We start from the raw sequence: 17,360 nt of genomic DNA, 5'->3' as shown, positions 1-17,360 counted from the left end.
GCTACTTGAGTGCCGCCCGCACGTCGGGTTGCGCGCCCAGCTGGGCCCGGAAGACGAGCGAGGTGGTCAGCGGCCAGGCGGCGACCATCGGAACGGCGTCCGCCTTCGGCTTCGCGGGCGGCATCAACGAAGCCCCGGCCACGATCTCGCCGCGGAGTTGCTCGACCATCAGGTACGTCGGTCTGGTCTGCGGCTTGAACGTGATCAGATTGGTCGCCCCGGCCACCACGTCGAGCGAACGGGTCTGGATCACCTTGTCCGTCGCGTCGCGCAGCTCGAACCGCACGCCGGCCGTCTGACCCGGCGCTGTCACCTGCAGCGCGACCGGCTGTTCGTGGGGCGGCAGCACCAGGTACGCCGGTCCGGTCAACCGCTCGGTCGCGCCCATCGTGGAGAACTCGGTGACGGACGAGTCCGTCATCCGGGTGGACGCCGTCACCGGCTGGTCCGAGGCGATCGTGATCGCGCTGGGGTCACCGTGCAGGACCTTGTCCAGCCGGACCACCTTCACGGACCCCGCGGGGATCTGCAGGCTTTCCAGCCCGGCCGGCTTGAACGGCCCGTTCGGCCCCTGCACAGTCAGCGTCGCGGTCGCCTGGAGGTCCCCCGGGTTGACCACCGTCAGCAGCCGGATGCCGCCGCCCGGGGCCAGTGCCGGCACGACCACCTTCCCTGAGGGCTGGGCCGATGCGTTCAGCCAGTCAACCCCGGTCGGGATCTGCCCAGAGGTGGCGTTGTCGCGGATGGCGGGTGACACCCGGCCACCGCTGGACACGATGTGCAGAGCAAGATCGGTCAGCTTCGGTGCCGCCTGGCCGAGGTAGATCTCGGTCGTCCCCCGGGCCGGTACGACGACACCGCGCGCGCTGGGCACGTCCTGGACGCCGTCGGTCGAGTAGATCGTGACGTTGACCTCGGCGTTGATGCTGTCGAGGTTGGTCAGCACGAGCACGTCCCGGCGGCCGGGCGCTCCCGACGCCCCGACGAACCAGAAGTCCGAACCGGGGACCTGGCAAGGCACGCTCGCCATGCCACGGTTGACCCCGTCGGTCGCTGTCGACGTACTGGTGGCCGCGGTGCCGGCGGCGAGTGGTCCGGTGCCGCGGATCGACAGCGGCTCCAGCTTCGCCGTACGGGTGGTCGAGGCGATCTTGCCCCGGACCAGGACCGAGCCGAGCGGGTTGGCATTCGCAGCGAGCGGGGAGATCGACAGCGGGGAGGCATCGCCGGTCGCGGTCGGGGTCCCGGCAGGCAGCGTGGGCGACACCGCGTTCACGGTGCTCTGCACCTTGCCGCCGACACCCGGCACCGGGCAGGCCAGCGCAGTACGGTTCACGACCGTGCGGGCGGGCTCCTCAGCGCCTTCGGGACGAGTGACCGGGGCCTTGGCGTGGGTGACCACGCCCAGCCCGCCGATCGCGGCCATCGCGAGCACGCAGGCCCCGAGGCGGACCCTGAAGTCGGACAGCAGGCCGATCATGAGGACCTCCTGGCGTGCGTCCCGTGCGGAACCGCGACGGTGCGCCGCGCGGTCGGCATGCAGGAGACCAGCGCGATGATCCACGCGATGATGCCGAGGATCCGCCACAGATTGCGCACGCTGTCGTGCAGCGGCTCCTTGCCCTCGATCTTCGACCGGTCGATCAGCCAGGACGCGTCGTCCCCTTCCGCGCTGGCCCTGGTCAGGCCGGGCAGGGAGTCGAGCGTCGACATCAGCGTCGGGTCGACGGGCGCCGGTAGGTAGATGTAGTCGACCGCCAGAGAGGCCAGCTGCCGCCCCTCCTCGCCAGTACCGCCACCACCGAGAGCTGACAGCACATCGGTGATCGGCTTGGTCTGCTGTGCCGTCGGCGCGGCCTCCAGCGAGCCCATTCGCGGACCACCGTCTCGCACCAGCGAGAACCGCATCGCGCTGCCAGGTTCCTTGCGCACCACGAGGATCGACGCGTTCTGCGGCGGCCCCTGCGACGAGATCAGGTATGCCGGGAGGTCCTGCTCGGGTCCACGCTGCAGCGGCCCGTCGACGCCGCGAACAAGCCAGAACCCGGCCGTGACGAGGGTGGCCACCAGCACGAGGCCGAGCACGCCTTGCACGATCAGCTCGGTGGACTTGCCGACCGAATCCCATGCCACCGTGACCGCGACGATCCAACCGGCTGTCATCAGGAACATCAGCGGGCCACTACCGCCACCGAGCCGGCTGGCTATCAAGGTGCCGACCAGCCCCGACAGCGCGGCGAACCAGCCCAGCAACTCGTACCGCTGCCGCGATTCACGCGTCAGCGCGATCAGAGCCACCAGAATCAGCGGTACTGCGAACCACCAGGGCGCAGGCGCACCCACCGGCGTACCGGTGAGCAGTCGCGCGACGCTGTCGCCAGGTCCAACCGCGGTAGTAGGCGGACCGCCTGCTTCCTGGCCGAGCCGCGACGGGTGCAACACCAACTGGATGGTCCAGGGCAGAACCAGCAGCAGGCCAAGGAAAACCGAGAAGACGAGTTGCCGTCCTTGCCGGCGCCAGCCGAGCCCGAGCAACCCGCCTACTACCAGGGCGATTCCGACCAACAGCCCCAGCGCGGGAGTGAAGGCGAACAGCACGGCCTGGCAGATCCCGGCGAACCAAGCGGCTCTCCAGCTGCCCTGAATGACTACGCGCCGACGCCTCGCCACCGTGTGCACGGCAGCGCCGAGCAGCGGCAGCACGATCGCCGCCACGCAGGTCCCGATCCGCCCTTGCGAGATCGCGCCGTTGGTGAACACCGCAAGCCCGTACGCCGAGGCTCCCCACGCTCGGGCGACTCGGTCGACGACGAACGCGCGGAGCAGAGCCCAAGCGGCCAACGCAGCAAGGGGAATCGCCCCGAGCAACACCACGTTGGTTGCGCCCGACGGGCCGAAGGTCACCGTCGACAAGGCCCAGAACTGCGCAAGCCAAGCAGGAGGGGTCACGCCGTCCGGCGCCGCCGCTGCCGCGTGCCAGAGCGAGCCGAGACTCTCGTGCGGAGGCAGCAGCAGAGCAGACCGCAGGACGCCGCCACCGATCAGACCGCGAGCGGCCACGATCGCACCGAGCGCAAGGAAGGCCCAGGCGACCAGGAACGGCCGGCGGATCAGCTGACGACGCCACCGCGGCTGGTCCACCGCGACCCGGGCGGTGCTCTTCGCCCGGCGAGCCGTGGTGACGACCTGCTCCTCGGGCTCGTCGGCCCACGCCTCGCGGATGCGTTCGGAGATCGTGGTGCCGGTCTCCTCGAGGTTGTGCCTCAGGGCGTGCACGGATCGCCCGAACAGCGACTTGATGTCGTCGTAGGGAACGCGGTCGAGGTTGCGGCGGTCCTTGCGGGCCTGGGTCCAGCCACCGGCGAGCACAGTGCCGAGCAGCGCGGTCCACTCGTCGACCGCACCCGAGGGCGTCTTGCCGAGCAGGAACCACAGGGAGCGGAGCATCGTGCCGAGCAGGAAGCGCAAGATCAGCAGCGGCAGCAGCTTGGCCGGCGCGTTGGCCAGCACTGTGTAGTACGCGTGGGAGCGGTCGAGTTGGTAGGCGTGCCGCCTGGTGCCGGCCAGTGTGCGTTCACCGGTCGCGGCAGCCTGCGCGTGGTAGACCACAGCATCGGGCGCGACGCCGACCTTGAAGCCGGCCCGGCTGGCCCGCCAGCCGAAGTCGATGTCGTCACGGAACATCGGCAGCCGCGGGTCGAAACCCTTCAGCGACTCCCACACATCGCGCCGGACCAGCATGCCGGCCGAGCTCACCGCCAGCACGTTGCGCGGCTGGTCGTGCTGGCCCTGGTCGAGCTCGCCGTTCTCGATCCCGGTGTCGCGGCGACCGCCGAGCGAGGTGGTGACCCCGACCTCGAGCAGTTCACGGTCACGCGGCCACAACCGCAGCTTGGGACCCCAGACGCCGGTCTCGGGGTTGGACGTCGCCTGCCGCAACAAGTGCTCCAGGGCCTTCGGCGCGGGCGCGCAGTCGTCGTGCAGCAGCCACAACCACTCGACCACCGGCATGTGCCCGTCGTCACCATACGGACCGACGGCCGAGGGAACGGGAGCGAAGCCGACCGCCTCCAGGCCACGGGCGACCGCGGTACCGAAGCCGGAGCGGGCGGACAGGCTGACGATCGGCTCGACAGCCGGCATCGTGGCGAGTAGTTCGGCGGTCTCGTCGGTCGAGCCGGTGTCGACCGCGATCAGTCGCTCCGGGCGGCGGCCGAGAGCCCAGAGGGCCTCGGTCAGCCGGGGCAGCCAGGCGGCTCCCTCGTGCCCGACCACGACCGCGGTGACGACGTGCCGGACCGGCGCGCGACCCATCGGGTCGTTGGTGAGGTCGGTCGGGAAGTCGACGGCGTCGAAGAAATCCCAACCGGCCGGAGCTTCTGGTTCCATGCGGAGCAGTGACACCTCAGGGGGAAGGAACGGCCTGCCTCGCCCCTTTCAGGCCGGGGCGAGGACTCACCTTACGCGAACCCTGGTAGTGCTCCTACACAGCCGCGGGCCCCGGTGGACAGAGTCCGGCCGGGGCCTCACGCGGAAGTTTGTGTTGACTTTTTCGTCCGGCGGCCTAAACGGCCCTCTTCTTCAGCTTGCGGCGTTCCCGCTCCGACAGCCCGCCCCAGATCCCGAAGCGTTCGTCATTCTGCAGTGCGTACTCCAGGCATTCGCCCCGCACATCACAGCCGAGACAGACTTTCTTCGCCTCGCGGGTGGATCCGCCCTTCTCCGGGAAGAAAGCCTCTGGGTCGGTCTGGGCACACAGCGCCCTTTCCTGCCAGTTCGGCTCCTCCTCGATCGCCTCACCGTCGACAATCGCCATCAGCGTCTCTGTCACGGTACGACCTCCTCGACCCTGTTCGTTCCCCTGTACATGTGGGTTTGCGGTCCACATGCCTGACCTCGTCCGTCCTGCGCTCTGCAACGGTCCCCGATACCGAGTGTCCAACGAACGACACGGTTGAAATTACATTCCTGCAATCCACGAAAGTCAAGCCGTGGTCTGCTATTGGCATCATCCGCAACACGGCTGCAAAAGAACGAGAGGCCTGTAGACACAGGCCTCTCGGTCGGTTTCGGTGCCCTAGAGGGCTCGGATAGGGCTCGGACAGGGCTCGCTGCCTTGTCAGGAAGGCTGCGACCACCACCCCTGCTGGCCACCCTGGCCCTGCTGCTGCTGCGGCTCGTCTTCCTTCTCGGCCTCGGAAACCCGCGGTTCTACGCGGGTTTTGTCTTCTTCCTCGGGCTCGGCCTGCGGCTCGGCAGCCGGTGCCGGAGTGGCGGCTTCCTCGCCCTGCCAGGTCTGGTCGCCCTGCTGCCACTCCTGCTGCGGCCAGGCCTGCTCGCCTTGCGGGGCTGGGGTTTCCGCGGCCTGCGGCTGGTCAGCGCCCTGCCACTCGGGCTGTGCTGGTTGGCCGTACTGCTCCTGACCACCCCACTGCTGCCCCTGGTCCTGACCACCCCACTGCTGCTGCTCCTGCGGCCACTGCTGTGCCTGGTCCTGACCGCCCCACTGCTGTTGGCCGGCGTCGGCGCTCCATGCCTGCGTGGGCTCTGCGTTGTGGCCCTCTGCGGACCATGCCTGCTCGGCGGGCTGCCCTTCGGCATGCGGCTGTGCTCCAGCATCGCCTGCCGACCAGGCTGCCTGCTGCTCGCCCTGGTTCCAGTTCTGCTCCTGCGGCCACTGCTCGCCGCCCTGCTGGGCTGCTGCGTAACCACCGGCCGCACCTGCGGCCGCACCGGCGCCATAAGCGCCGTACTGGCCTTCTTGCTGGCCGTACTGACCCTGCGGGGCGCCGTACTGCCCGTACTGACCCTGCTGGCCGTACTGAGCGCCCGGCTGGCCGTACTGACCGCCCTGCTGGCCGTATTGACCACCTTGGCCGGCGAACTGGCCGTGCGGGGCCGCCTTCGGTGCGCGGACCGGAGCAGGCAGTGCCTGGAAGGTCTTCAGGATGAAGAACCCGGCCGCGCCGTACAGCGCGAGACCGCCGAGGGCGTAGATGAAGCTCACGATCTTGAGCCCGGCAGTGCTCGTCTCGTTGAACCCGGCGAACGCGGTGATCAGCGCCAGCAGCGCCAGAAGGCTGATGATCGAGAGCGCGGCGAGGGTGACGGTCCGGGCGTTCGGCGTCCGCTCACCCGCTTCCGTGACCAGCCAGACGGCGGCGACCAGCGAGGCAAGCAGGACCAGCGCGGGGAGTCCGGGCGGGTTGAGCAGGCCTTGCACGCCACCGGCGGCGGCGGTGAAGCCCGCGCCGCCGACGAACAGCCGGATCAGCGAGGCCAGGGCCAGGAGACCGGCGAAGGCGAGCAGGATGTACGCGACCGGCTCTCTGAGCTTCTTGGTTGCGTCGGTGACCACGAGGGCTCCTCGGGATGTTGGGGGCCGTGCGACTGAGTTGACACACTGTGCGGATAGTTCGGACCCTCGGCAGCATAGTCGTGCGGTGGTTCGTTGCTTTGACGACTCGTGGAGACTGTCCTCATGCGATTGACAGTGCTAGCCGGTGGCGTCGGTGGATCCACCTTCCTGCGCGGCCTGCTGACGGCCCGGCCCGACGCCGAGATCACCGTGGTGGGAAACACCGCCGACGACATCACGCTGTTCGGCCTGCGGGTCTGTCCGGATCTCGACACGGTCATGTACACGCTCGGCGGCGGGATCTCGGCCGAGCGCGGCTGGGGTCGTGAGGACGAGACCTGGGTGGTCAAGGAGGAGTTGGCCGCGTACGGCGTGGAGCCGACCTGGTTCGGCCTCGGCGACCGCGATGTGGCCACCCACCTGGTCCGCACCCAGATGCTCGATGCCGGGTACGGGCTGGCCGCGGTGACCGAGGCCTTGTGTGCCAGGTGGAACCTGCCGGTGCGGTTGTTGCCGATGAGCGACGACCGGGTCGAGACGCACGTGGTCGTGGACGATCCCGAGAATCCCGGCACCCGCAAGGCGATCCACTTCCAGGAGTACTGGGTCCGCCTGCACGCCGAGGTGCCGGCGCACCAGATCCTCGCGATCGGCCAGGACAAGGCGAAACCCGCGCCCGGCGTACTGGACGCCATCGCCGAGTGCGACGCGCTGATCCTGCCGCCGTCGAACCCGGTGGTGTCCGTCGGCACGATCCTCGGCGTACCAGGGATCCGGGACGCGGTCCGCGAGACGGCCGCGCCGGTGATCGGGGTCTCCCCCATCATCGGGACCAGCCCGGTGCGGGGCATGGCGGACAAGGTGCTCGCCGCGATCGGGGTGGAATCCACCGCCGGTGCCGTTGCCCGACATTACGGCTCTCGCGCGGCGGGCGGCGTACTGGACGGCTGGCTGGTCGACACGACGGATGCGGCACAGCTGGAGTCGATCGCCGCCGCCGGGATCCACGCCCAGGCCGTGCCGCTGTGGATGAGCGACGAGGCGACCACCGCCGCGATCGCCCTGGCTGCCGTGAACCTCGCCGAGGCTGTCCGCCGATGAGGAAGCAGCTCGAGGTCTTCCCGGTCGTCGGCCTGCCCGAAGTGGCCGCCGGCAACGATCTGGCCGGGCTGATCGGGGACGCGGCCGACCTGCGCGACGGTGACGTGGTCGCGGTGACGTCGAAGATCGTCAGCAAGGCGGAGGGCCGCCTCACCACCGGGACTCGCGACGAGGCGATCGACGCCGAACTGGTCCGGGTGGTCGCGCAGCGCGGCGACACCCGCATCGTGCAGACCCGGCACGGCCTGGTGATGGCCGCGGCCGGAACCGATACCTCCAACACCGCGCCCGGCACGGTCCTGCTGCTGCCGGTCGATCCGGACCTGTCGGCCAGGAGCCTCCGCGTCGCGTTGAAGAAGCGGTACGACGTGAACGTGGGCGTCGTCATCACCGACACCCTCGGGCGCCCCTGGCGGAACGGCCAGACCGACCTGGCGATCGGCGCGGCCGGAGTCCAGGTGATCGAGGACCTCCGCGGCACCACCGACAGCCATGGCAACGTGCTGGCCGTCACCGAGCCGGCCCTGGCCGACGAGATCGCCGGCGCCAGTGAGCTGGTGAAGGGGAAGGCCGACGGGGTGCCGGTCGCCGTACTGCGCGGACTGGCCGACCTCGTCCTGCCGGTCGGGGAACACGGCCACGGCGCGCGGGCGCTGGTGCGGGACTCCGAGCTGGACCTGTTCAGCCTGGGCACTCGCGAGGCGGCGCGGGCCGCAGTGCTGGACCGGAGGCCGCCCAGCGGACCGCGCGAGGTGGATCCGGCGCTGTGGGCCGGGCTGCTGGTGGACGACGAGGACGTGCACATCGAGCTGCTCGACAGCTCGATCGCCGTGTTCGGCGACGAACCGGTCGCGGTCGGGATGATCGCCGAACGGCTCGCGGTGCTGCTGCACGCGGAGGGCTACGGGGTCAGCGTCCGGACAGGTCCGGGGAGTGAGGCGACGGTCACGTTCGGCTCACGGTCACGCTAGTTTTCTAGGCAACCTCTCAGGCTCGCTGCGTACACTGCATCCGCACGGCGGCGCGAGACCGCCCCTGATCCGGGAAGACCATCACTGTGGGTAAGTCTCAGAAGCAGTCACGCCGCGAGCTGATCGAGAAGATGCAGCGCGACCAGGCCCGGTCCGACAAGCGCCGCACGCTGATCATCGTGGCCGCCTCGATCGTCGTCGGTCTCGCCATCATCGCCTACCCGGCGGTCCGGCTGATCCAGGACTCGCGAACCAAGGGCCTGGCCATCTCGGAGCTCGGTGTGGCCGCCTCGGGGGCCTCCTGCGACAAGGCCACCGACGACAAGGCCACCGGCACCCAGGACCACCAGCCGGACGGCACGGTGATCTCCTACCCGGTGTCGCCGCCTTCGTCCGGCCCGCACTACGCCACCTGGGCGCCGTTCGGCAAGAAGTTCTACACCGCCGACGACCGGCCGCCGGTGCCGAACCTGGTGCACAACCTGGAGCACGGCTACACGATCCTTTGGTACAACGAGGCCGCTGCCGCCAACAAGGACGAGCTGGCCCTGATCGAGAAGATCTCCAAGGCCAAGCTGCCGGACGGCTCGAACGGCAAGTTCATCGCGGCACCGATCAAGCAGGCCGACAACCTGCTGGCGTGGCCGGCCGGCAAAAACATCGCCTTCTCGCACTGGAGCGGCAACGCCCAGGGTCAAACGACCGCGTTCGGCCACCGTCAGTTCTGCGGCTCCGTCAGCGGCGCGGCACTGAACGACTTCATGACCAAGTACCCGTCGACGGATGCTCAGGAGCCCAACGGCGGCTGAGGTTTCTCAGACCATGCCGTGCCGATCACAGGTAGCGGTCGGCGTGGTCGGACTGGACCACGGCGACCAGGTCCTTGACCCGTTCCCCGTCGGCCAGTGGGCAGACCATGGTCACGTCGTGGGTGTGCACGATGATGTGGCCGCGCAGGCCGACCGCGGCGATCAGGTGGTTCGGGTCGTCGGTGACGATCACGTTGTCGTGCGAGTCGAGCAGGCAGCTGAGTGCCGACCCGTCATGACGGTTGCCCTCGGCATCGACCTCGTAGGTGCCGGCCAGCGCGGCCCACGAGCCGACGTCCAGCCAGTGCACCGGCATCGGTACGACGACCACGTCCGCGTCCACCTTGCCCTGCGAGGCCGGTTCCATCACCGCGTAGTCCACGCTGATCTTGCGCAGCGTCGGGTAGATCTCGGCCAGGGTCGCGTCGCGCTCCGCGCTGTCCCAGACCGAGGCGACCTTGCGCAGTTGCGCGGCGGACTCCGGCAGCAGCGCGTCCAGCACACTCAGGACGGTCTCCGCACGCCACACGAACATGCCCGAGTTCCACCAGAACCTCCCGGTGGCCAGGTATTCCTCGGCTGTCGCGCGATCCGGTTTCTCCCGGAAGCGGTCCACCACGTATGCCGCGGTGCCCTCGATGGGGTCGCCGCGTTCCACATAGCCGAGGCCGGTGTGCGGGTGGGTCGGCTCGATCCCGAAGGTGACCAGTGACCGCGGCCGCTGCTCGACCAGGTCGAACCCGTTCTCGATCGCGGCCCGGAACTCCGCCTCCGGAGTGATCAGGTGGTCGGACCCGACGATCGCCAGGACCGCGTCCGGATCGTTGCGCGCCACCACCGCGGAGGCCAGGCCGACCGCGTTCGCCGTGTCCCGGCCGACGGGCTCGCCGATGATGTTGTGCTCGCCCAGCTCGGGCAGCTCCTCGCGGACCAGTTCGGTATGGGCGGCCACAGTGCACACGTAGATGTTGGCCGGGTCCACCAGACCCTGCAGCCGGTTGTACGCCACCCGGAGCAGCGAGTTCCCCGCTGCCAGCGGCAGCACCTGCTTGGGCTTGTCGGCCCGGGACAACGGCCACAACCGGGTCCCCGAACCACCGGCCAGGATCACCACGTTTCGCATGAGGAGAGACCCTACCCGGAGGTCAGAACCAACCAGCTGTGCGACTGGACTACAGCGAGCTCCTCGGGCTCGTCCGTCTCCTCAGGGAGTGCTTCGACGGCGAATCCGGTGGTGTCGAGCGGGAAGCGGTACGGCTGGTCGGAGATGTTGAGCAGCACCAGCACCTGGCCGTCCCCCTCGGAGCGGAGCGCGATCGCCTGGTTGGTGAGGTGCTCGACCGTCGCCGGCGCCCGCACCAGCCACGCGTTGCGACGCCGTACGCCGATCAACCGCTGGTGCACCCGGTACGTCGGCCAACCGGCCTCGCCGAGTTCGTCCGGTCCGGCCGGGAAGGCCGGCCGGATCGCGTCGTCTCCCCCGACGCGTTCCTCCTTGACGCCGCGGAAGGCCTGCTCGTCGCCGTAGTAGATGCTCGGGACTCCCGCGACCGCGAACAGGATCGCCAGCGCGTGGCCGAGATGCCGCTCATCGCGGAGCTGGCTCGCGATGCGGGTGACGTCGTGATTGCCGACGAAGGTCTGCGGCACGAACGTGTCCAGCAACTGGTCGTGCCGCTTCAGCGCGTAGTCCAGCTCGAAGAAGTTGCCGTCGTTCAGCGAACTCCAGATCGCCTTCCACAGCTCGTACTGCGTGACCGAGTCCAGGCCGCTCTGGTTCACATAGCCTGCGTAGTCGCCGTGGATCACCTCGCCGACGAACCACGCGTCGGGAAACCGCGATCTGGCCTGGGTCAGCACCTGATGCCAGAAGTTCGGCGGCACGGCGTACGCCGCATCGAGTCGCCACCCGTCGATCCCCCGCTCGAGCCAGTGGCACATGACGTCCACGACGTACTGGACGACCGCCGGTTCATCGTGGTTGAGCACGACGAGCTGTTCGTGGCCTTCGAAGACGTCTTCGCGGAACCACTCGGGTGGGGCTTGGAAGCTGCGGCCGACGTGGTTGAAGACGCCGTCCAGCAGAACGCGCAGACCTCGGGCCCGCGCCGCCGCGACCAGGCGGTCGAAGTCCTCGTGGTCACCCAGCCGCGGGTCGATGCGGTAGTGGTCGATCGTGTCGTAGCCGTGCGTCTCCGCGGCGAACACCGGCCCGAGCATCAGACCCGAGCAGCCCAGGTCGATTGCGTAGTCGAGCCAGTTCTCCAGCTGCCCGAGCCGATGGGTGACCGGCGCGCCTTCCGTCAGGGCAGCCTCGGCGCCGACGAAACCCAGGGGGTAGACCTGCCACCAGATCGCGTGATCAGCCCACGATGCCATCCGCGCTCCTGGTCTCCTGCCCCGCGGCCCCGCCGGAGGTCTCGTCGGCGAGCTCGCACGCCACTGGGTCGGGCGTCTGCTGTCCAGCGTGCGGGAGCAGGCGGAGGTGGGCGAGGTCGGCCGGCACCGGCGTATCGGGGCGGAAGAAGAGGTCGGACTCGCCGTCGATGCCGGTCGCCGGGGCATCGGTGAGGCGGAAGCGGTCGCGGAGGCGTCCGTAGAAGTCGGTCGGGCGGAGCCGAACGAGGCGCAGCGGGCGAAGAGAGCCGTAGACGCCGATCCAGTCGCCGGGATCGAGGATGCCGCGCAACTGGCCGTCGACGCTCACCGCAGCCTGCCCGGAGTGCGGCAGCACCCGCAGCGCGACCGGCTCGTCCGGCGCAGCCACCACGGTCCGGTTGAAGGTCATGTGCGGCGCCACCGGGGTGAAGACCACCGCTTCCATGTTCGGCGACAGGATCGGACCACCCGCCGCGAAGCTGTACGCCGTACTGCCGGTCGGGGTGGCCACGATGAGCGCGTCGGCCGAGTACGACGCGAGCAGCCGCCCGGCCAGGTAGACCCCGATGGCCACCTGGTGGTCGCGCGCGAGCTTCTCGATCACCACGTCGTTCAGAGCCGTCACGTCCAGGGCGACTCCCCAGCCGTCACCTTCGGTGCTCTCCGGCCGCACAGCCGGCGGTGGGAGCGCCGGGCCGTGCCCGTAGCGCAGCAACGCGTCGATGCCGGGCGGGATCTCCAGCGGCCGCGATGCGCGCATGTTCAGCGTCATCCGGGTCTCGATGGTGGCGCCGCCGTGGTGGACGGCCTCCAGCGCCTCCTCGACGTCGCTGCAGGCCACTTCGGTCAGGAAGCCGACCTTGCCGAGATCCACGCCGAGCACGGCCGCGTCGTTCTTGGCCGCGATCCGGGCGCCGCGCAGGAAGGTGCCGTCACCGCCGAGCGTGACGACGAGGTCCGGATTGCCCGCATGGTGCAACTCGTCCATCCCACCGCGCCGGCCCTCGTGCTGCTTCCACACATCGATGTCGGTGCAGCCGATGTCGTGACGCCGGCACCAGTCACGGACCACCTCGGCGGCCTGGACGGCGAGCGGGCGGCCTTGGTGGACGACTAGGCCGATACGACTGACTGGCACAGTTGACTCCTCCGACTGTTGCGACCAGCCTAGTCGGGGTCGCTACGGCGGGCGGCGGTGATGATGGGGTCGGTCTCGTCGTCGAACTCGCCGATCACCTCCTCCAGCAGGTCCTCCAGCGCGACCACACCGACCGGGCCTTCGGCGCCCTGGACAACCGCCAGTTGCGACCGCTTCTCCCGCATGATCCGGATCGCTGCCGCCACAGGGGTGTCCGCCGGCAGGCGCAGCGGCTCGGTCATCAGGTCGGACGCGCGCAGCGTGTCTCCTCCGCGGGTCGTCGCCCGGGCCGCGTCGCGGACGTGCACGATCCCGCAGATCTCGGTACCGGTACTCACCACCGCGAGCCGCGACCGGCCCTCGCGAAGGCTGACCAGCTCGACCTCGCGGGCAGTGGCCGAGGCCGGCACTGTCGAGAGCCGGGAGGTGGGCGTCATCACCTGGGCGACCGTCGTGTTCTGCAACGCGAGCATGGCCGTCAGGAGATCGTGCTCGGCCGCGTCGAGCGTCCCCTGTTCGCGTGAAGACTGGATCAGCAGACGCAGTTCGTCCGGCCCGTGTGCGTTCGCCAACTCGTTCTGCGGCGTCACCTTCAGCAGCCGGACGCATGCGTTGGCCAGCGTGTTCAGCACGAGCAGCAGCGGCCGGAAGACGTAGGTGAAGCCCCGGAACGGCAACGCCAGCAGCAAGGCCGACCGCTCCGGATCGCTGATCGCCCAGGACTTCGGCGCCATCTCCCCGAACAGCACGTGCAGCAAGCCGATCCCACCGACCGCGATGATCAGCGCGATCGCGTGCGCCAGACCCGCCGGCAGGCCGACCAGCTGGAACAGCGGATGCAGCAGGTTCGCGACAGCCGGCTCGGCCAATGAGCCGAGGCCGAGTGTGCACAGCGTGATCCCGAGTTGCGCGCCCGCGAGCATCAGGGACAGCTCGCTGATGCCGGCGATCGCGGCCCGGGCCGCGCGACTGCCGTTCGCCGCCGTCTGTTCGAGCCGGTACCGCTTGGAGGCGACCAGCGCGAACTCGGCCGAGACGAAGAAGCCGTTGAGGATCAGCAAGAGCAGCGAGACCAGCAGCGCGATCGTGGTGCTCATCTCACCCGCTCCAGCTGAACCAGGCCGGGCACGTGGCGCAGTACGGTCAGCACCGTCAAGTGAGCTTGCTCGGCCGGCAGCGGCCGTCCGTCGTGGTCGAACCCCTGCGGCAGCTCCACGAACAGCTCATCGCCGGTGACCGGTATCCGGCCGAGCCGGGCCATGATCAACCCGGACACGGTGTCGTAGTCGTCGTCCTCGGGCAGCTGGATCCCCGTCTCTTCGGCCACCTGGTCGAGCCGCCAGCGGCCCGGGAGGAGCCAACTGCCGTCCGGGTTCCGCACCAGCTCCGGCTCGGGCAGGTCGTCCTCGTCGCGGATCTCGCCGACCAGCTCCTCGGCGATGTCCTCGAGCGTGACCACGCCGGCGAATCCCCCGAACTCGTCCACGACGATCGCCAGCTGCCGGTGCGCAGTACGGAGCTGTTCCAGTACTGCGGGCATTGGGAGCGTGAACGGCACGAGCACGGGTGGCGACGAGACCGATCCGGTGGTGACGTGGTGCCGGTCGGCCGGTTCAACCTCGACCACATCGCCGATCCCGATCACCCCGACGACCTCGTCCACCGACGTGGCGACCACCGGGAACTTGCTGTGGCCGGTGTCGAGGAGTTCGACCACCCGGGTCAGCGGGTCGTCCTCGTGCACGGTGACCACGTCCACCCGCGGGACCATCACCTCGCCCGCGATCCGGCCGCGGAAATCCAGGCCCCGATCGAGCAGCCGGGTAGTGTCCTGGTCCAGCAGACCCTGCTCGTACGACGTGGCGATGATCCGGTCGAGGTCCTGCGCGGTGGCGCCCTGCGACAGTTCCTCGACCGGCTGGATGCCGAGTCGTCGCAGGATCCGGTTGGAGGTGGCATCGAAGAGCTGGATCAGCGGGCCGGCGATGGTCAGGTACGTCAGGGTCGACCGGGACAACCGCAGCGCCAGCGCCTCGGCCCGGGCGATCGCCAGATTCTTCGGCGCCAGCTCGCCCAGCACCATCTGGATGATCGTTGCCAGCAGCAACGCCAGGATCACCGAGATCGACAGGCTCACGCCGTCCGGCAGGCCCGCGGTATCCAGGAGGTTCTCCAAGCCCTTGCCCAGGTAGGGCTGCGCGACATAGCCGGCCAGCAGCGCGGTCACGGTGATCCCGATCTGTGCCCCCGACAGCACGAACGACAGGCGTGAGGTGACCTTCAGCGCCCTCGCCGCGGCGGCGTCACCTGCCTCGGCCAGGCTCTGCAGCCGGTTCCGGTCGACCGCGACATAGGAGAACTCCTGTGCCACGAAGTAGCCAGTGGCAACGGTCAGCACCAGGATCAGCGCCAGGCCGACCACGATCAACATGTACCGACTTTACGAGGAGCGCGGGCGCCGGAAGACCGCGGGGTTCATGCGCCGGCGGAGTCACCGCGCCAGGGCAGCACCTTGCCGTCGCGGACGGCCATGACTCCAACGAGACTTCAGCGTCTCCCTGGTCGCTGAGAACCGTGGCCACCGAGGTCAGCGCGCCGGATTAGTCAGGTCGGCAGGGTGCCGCTGTCAGGCTTCGCCGGCCTGTCGGCTTTCCCGGCTTCGTCCGCTTCCCGACTGGCGGCGACGGGATCGTCGTCCTTGCCGTTGGTGATCTTCTTGAACTCGACCATCGCTTTCGCCGCGTTCCGGGTGAGTTCGGGCAGCTTCTTCGAGCCGAACAGCAGCACCACGACGATGAGGATGATGATCCACTCGCCGCCTTCGGGCAGCGCCAGCAGTGACACCATGACAAGTCCTTCTTTCCGGAGTCCCTCACCAAGATACGTCGGCGCCCGAACGTAGGGTGACCCAGTGACCGGAACCCTGCCCGACCTGTTCAGCGCCGCGGTCCGCCGCGACGGCGCCGGCCCCTTTCTGACGTACTACGACGACGCGTCCGGCGAGCGGATCGAGCTGAGCGCGCTGACCACCGCCAACTGGGTCGCCAAGACGGCGAACCTGCTCGTCGACGAGTACGACCTGGAGACCGGCGAGACGGTCGCGATCGGGTTGCCGCCGCACTGGCTCGGCGTCGTCTGGGCGCTATCCGCCTGGTCTGTCGGCGCCGCCGTGACCACAGGCGAGGGCACGCTGGCGGTCACCGGCCCCGACTTCGGCATCCGCGGCGCGCGGGAGACCATCGCGTCCGCCCTGCTCCCGCTGGGCGGGCGGTTCCGCGAGCCGCTGCCGGCCGGGGTGCACGACTACGGCGCCGAGGTCTACAACCACCCGGACCTGTTCGTGCCGTTCGATCCCCCCGCGCCCGGCTCCCCGGCGTACGACGAAAGCACGCACGCCGACCTGATCGGTACTGCGAAGCCGATCGGCGAGCGGGTGCTGACCACGAAGAACCTGGTCGCGCCGGACGGCATCGGGCTGCTCGTCGGGGTGATCTCCGGAGGTGGTTCGATCGTCCTCTGCCGCAACCTCGACGAGTCCAAGCTGGACCGGCGGATCGCGGACGAGAAGGTCGATCAAGTGATTGGGGAGAGCTGAGTGCAGCGATTTGAGGGACGGGTAGCGCTGGTCACGGCTGGGGCGCAGGGGATCGGGGCGGCCATCGCGCGCCGGATCGCGGCTGAGGGCGGCTCGGTGATCGTCACCGACCTGCAGGACGAAAAGGTCGCCGAGGTGGCGGCCGAGCTCGGCGACCGCGCCCTGCCGGTGCGGGTCGATGTCACGTCGCGGGCCGACATCGACGCGGCGGTGGCGGCCGGGGTCGAGCGGTTCGGGCGGCTCGACGTACTGGTCAACAACGCCGGCGGCTGCATCATCAACTCGCTGCCCGAGGAGACCACGGTCGAGGACTGGCACCGCCAACTCGATCTCACCCTCGTCGGCGCCGCACAGTGCATCCAGGCCGCGCTCCCGCACCTGATCGAGACCCGCGGCAACGTGGTCACCATCAGCTCGGTGAACGGGCTGGCAGCCTTCGGCAACGTCGAGTACGCCGCGGCCAAGGCAGGCCAGGTCGCGATGACGCAGAACTTCGCCGCCCGCTACGGGACCAGCGGGGTTCGCTTCAACGTGGTCGCCCCCGGCACCGTGCGGACCCCGAACTGGGACAGTCAGCCGGGCACGCTGGAGAAGTTCGCCAAGATGTACCCGCTGGGCCGGGTCGGCGAGCCCGAGGACATCGCGGCCGCCGTCGCCTTCCTCGCCTCCGACGACGCCGCTTGGATCACCGGCCACACGCTGCCTGTCGAGGGCGGTGTCCTGACCGGGCCCGGCCTGCTCGACCTCACTCCGCAGGGCCCCTTCCACAAGGAATGACGAGAGCCGGTCCCCTTGAGGCTCGTTCGCACTGATTGCCAGCCGAAGTCGGCAGCCCTGTTCGACGCGACGCCTGAGCGCCGTGGCGTTCACATCGTGGACGGTCACCCGCAGTGAATGTCTAGTGAGCTTATGGTCTTTTATACGAGGGCGGTCCGTCAGCGGCAGCCCGGGGACATCAGGAGCAGCCATGGCCGAGTGTTGTTGCCGCTAGCACCTGCTTTGCCACTGC

At 69.3% G+C, this 17,360-nt stretch carries 15 protein-coding genes; 5 read left to right on the top strand and 10 right to left on the bottom strand.

The genetic code is table 11. The features are described from left to right. Position 1 precedes the first annotated feature (1 nt). The 4 genes from ABD210_RS29735 to ABD210_RS29720 form a co-directional block, all read right to left on the bottom strand. Positions 2–1,480, bottom strand: a complete 1,479-nt coding sequence (locus tag ABD210_RS29735; protein ID WP_344115993.1) for a DUF5719 family protein — start codon at positions 1,478–1,480, stop codon at positions 2–4. Then, positions 1,477–4,389: a glycosyltransferase gene (locus tag ABD210_RS29730; protein ID WP_344115991.1), complete on the bottom strand. Its 2,913-nt coding sequence runs from the start codon at positions 4,387–4,389 to the stop codon at positions 1,477–1,479. The genes ABD210_RS29735 and ABD210_RS29730 overlap by 4 nt, the downstream gene beginning before the upstream one ends. A 175-nt stretch (positions 4,390–4,564) precedes the next feature. Then, entirely contained in the window at positions 4,565–4,816 is a 252-nt protein-coding gene (locus tag ABD210_RS29725; RefSeq protein ID WP_012919241.1) for a WhiB family transcriptional regulator, read from the bottom strand. Between the two features lie 303 nt (positions 4,817–5,119). Next, positions 5,120–6,358: a hypothetical protein gene (locus tag ABD210_RS29720; protein ID WP_344115988.1), complete on the bottom strand. Its 1,239-nt coding sequence runs from the start codon at positions 6,356–6,358 to the stop codon at positions 5,120–5,122. Positions 6,359–6,481: 123 nt separating this feature from the next. On the opposite strand from ABD210_RS29720, the gene cofD reads away from it, so the two are divergent. The 3 genes from cofD to ABD210_RS29705 all read left to right on the top strand — a co-directional run bounded on the left by cofD (position 6,482) and on the right by ABD210_RS29705 (position 9,239). Then, the gene (gene cofD, locus ABD210_RS29715; protein ID WP_344115986.1) at positions 6,482–7,459 is read left to right on the top strand and encodes a 2-phospho-L-lactate transferase; all 978 of its coding nucleotides are present in this window, start codon (positions 6,482–6,484) and stop codon (positions 7,457–7,459) included. After that, positions 7,456–8,430, top strand: a complete 975-nt coding sequence (locus ABD210_RS29710) for a coenzyme F420-0:L-glutamate ligase (RefSeq protein ID WP_344115984.1) — start codon at positions 7,456–7,458, stop codon at positions 8,428–8,430. Before cofD ends, ABD210_RS29710 begins: the two co-directional genes overlap by 4 nt. Positions 8,431–8,516: 86 nt before the next feature. Further along, positions 8,517–9,239 carry a thioredoxin-like domain-containing protein gene (locus tag ABD210_RS29705; protein ID WP_344115982.1) on the top strand — a complete coding sequence of 241 codons (723 nt, stop codon included), beginning with the start codon at positions 8,517–8,519 and terminating at the stop codon, positions 9,237–9,239. Positions 9,240–9,264: 25 nt separating this feature from the next. Here the strand turns inward: ABD210_RS29705 and ABD210_RS29700 are convergent, their stop codons facing one another. The 6 genes from ABD210_RS29700 to tatA form a co-directional block, all read right to left on the bottom strand. After that, positions 9,265–10,362 (bottom strand): mannose-1-phosphate guanylyltransferase, encoded by a 1,098-nt coding sequence (locus ABD210_RS29700; protein WP_344115980.1) that lies wholly within the window; start codon positions 10,360–10,362, stop codon positions 9,265–9,267. A gap of 11 nt (positions 10,363–10,373) precedes the next feature. After that, on the bottom strand, positions 10,374–11,618 hold the full coding sequence (locus tag ABD210_RS29695) for an alpha-amylase family protein (RefSeq protein ID WP_344115978.1): 1,245 nt from the start codon (positions 11,616–11,618) through the stop codon (positions 10,374–10,376). Continuing rightward, positions 11,602–12,756, bottom strand: coding sequence for an NAD(+)/NADH kinase (locus ABD210_RS29690; protein WP_344115977.1), 1,155 nt, complete (start codon positions 12,754–12,756; stop codon positions 11,602–11,604). Before ABD210_RS29690 ends, ABD210_RS29695 begins: the two co-directional genes overlap by 17 nt. A gap of 29 nt (positions 12,757–12,785) precedes the next feature. Then, positions 12,786–13,853 (bottom strand): hemolysin family protein, encoded by a 1,068-nt coding sequence (locus tag ABD210_RS29685; RefSeq protein WP_344115975.1) that lies wholly within the window; start codon positions 13,851–13,853, stop codon positions 12,786–12,788. Then, complete coding sequence (locus ABD210_RS29680; protein WP_344115974.1) at positions 13,850–15,187, bottom strand: hemolysin family protein; 1,338 nt, start codon at positions 15,185–15,187, stop codon at positions 13,850–13,852. The genes ABD210_RS29685 and ABD210_RS29680 overlap by 4 nt, the downstream gene beginning before the upstream one ends. A 173-nt stretch (positions 15,188–15,360) precedes the next feature. Then, entirely contained in the window at positions 15,361–15,603 is a 243-nt protein-coding gene (gene tatA, locus ABD210_RS29675) for a twin-arginine translocase TatA/TatE family subunit (RefSeq protein ID WP_344115973.1), read from the bottom strand. A 64-nt stretch (positions 15,604–15,667) separates the two neighbouring features. Between tatA and ABD210_RS29670 the strand changes: the two genes are divergently transcribed. Both ABD210_RS29670 and ABD210_RS29665 read left to right on the top strand, forming a co-directional pair. After that, complete coding sequence (locus tag ABD210_RS29670; RefSeq protein ID WP_344115972.1) at positions 15,668–16,351, top strand: TIGR03089 family protein; 684 nt, start codon at positions 15,668–15,670, stop codon at positions 16,349–16,351. Then, a complete protein-coding gene (locus ABD210_RS29665) occupies positions 16,352–17,128 on the top strand; it encodes an SDR family NAD(P)-dependent oxidoreductase (RefSeq protein WP_344115970.1) in 777 nt (258 codons plus the stop codon). The last annotated feature ends 232 nt before the right edge of the window (positions 17,129–17,360 follow it).

Origin of the sequence: Kribbella alba (assembly GCF_039529635.1) — a bacterium.
In the GTDB taxonomy this organism is placed as follows: Bacteria; Actinomycetota; Actinomycetes; order Propionibacteriales; family Kribbellaceae; genus Kribbella; species Kribbella alba.
The sequence above is the reverse complement of the archived record's forward strand: the minus strand, read 5'-3'. Positions and strand labels throughout refer to the sequence as shown.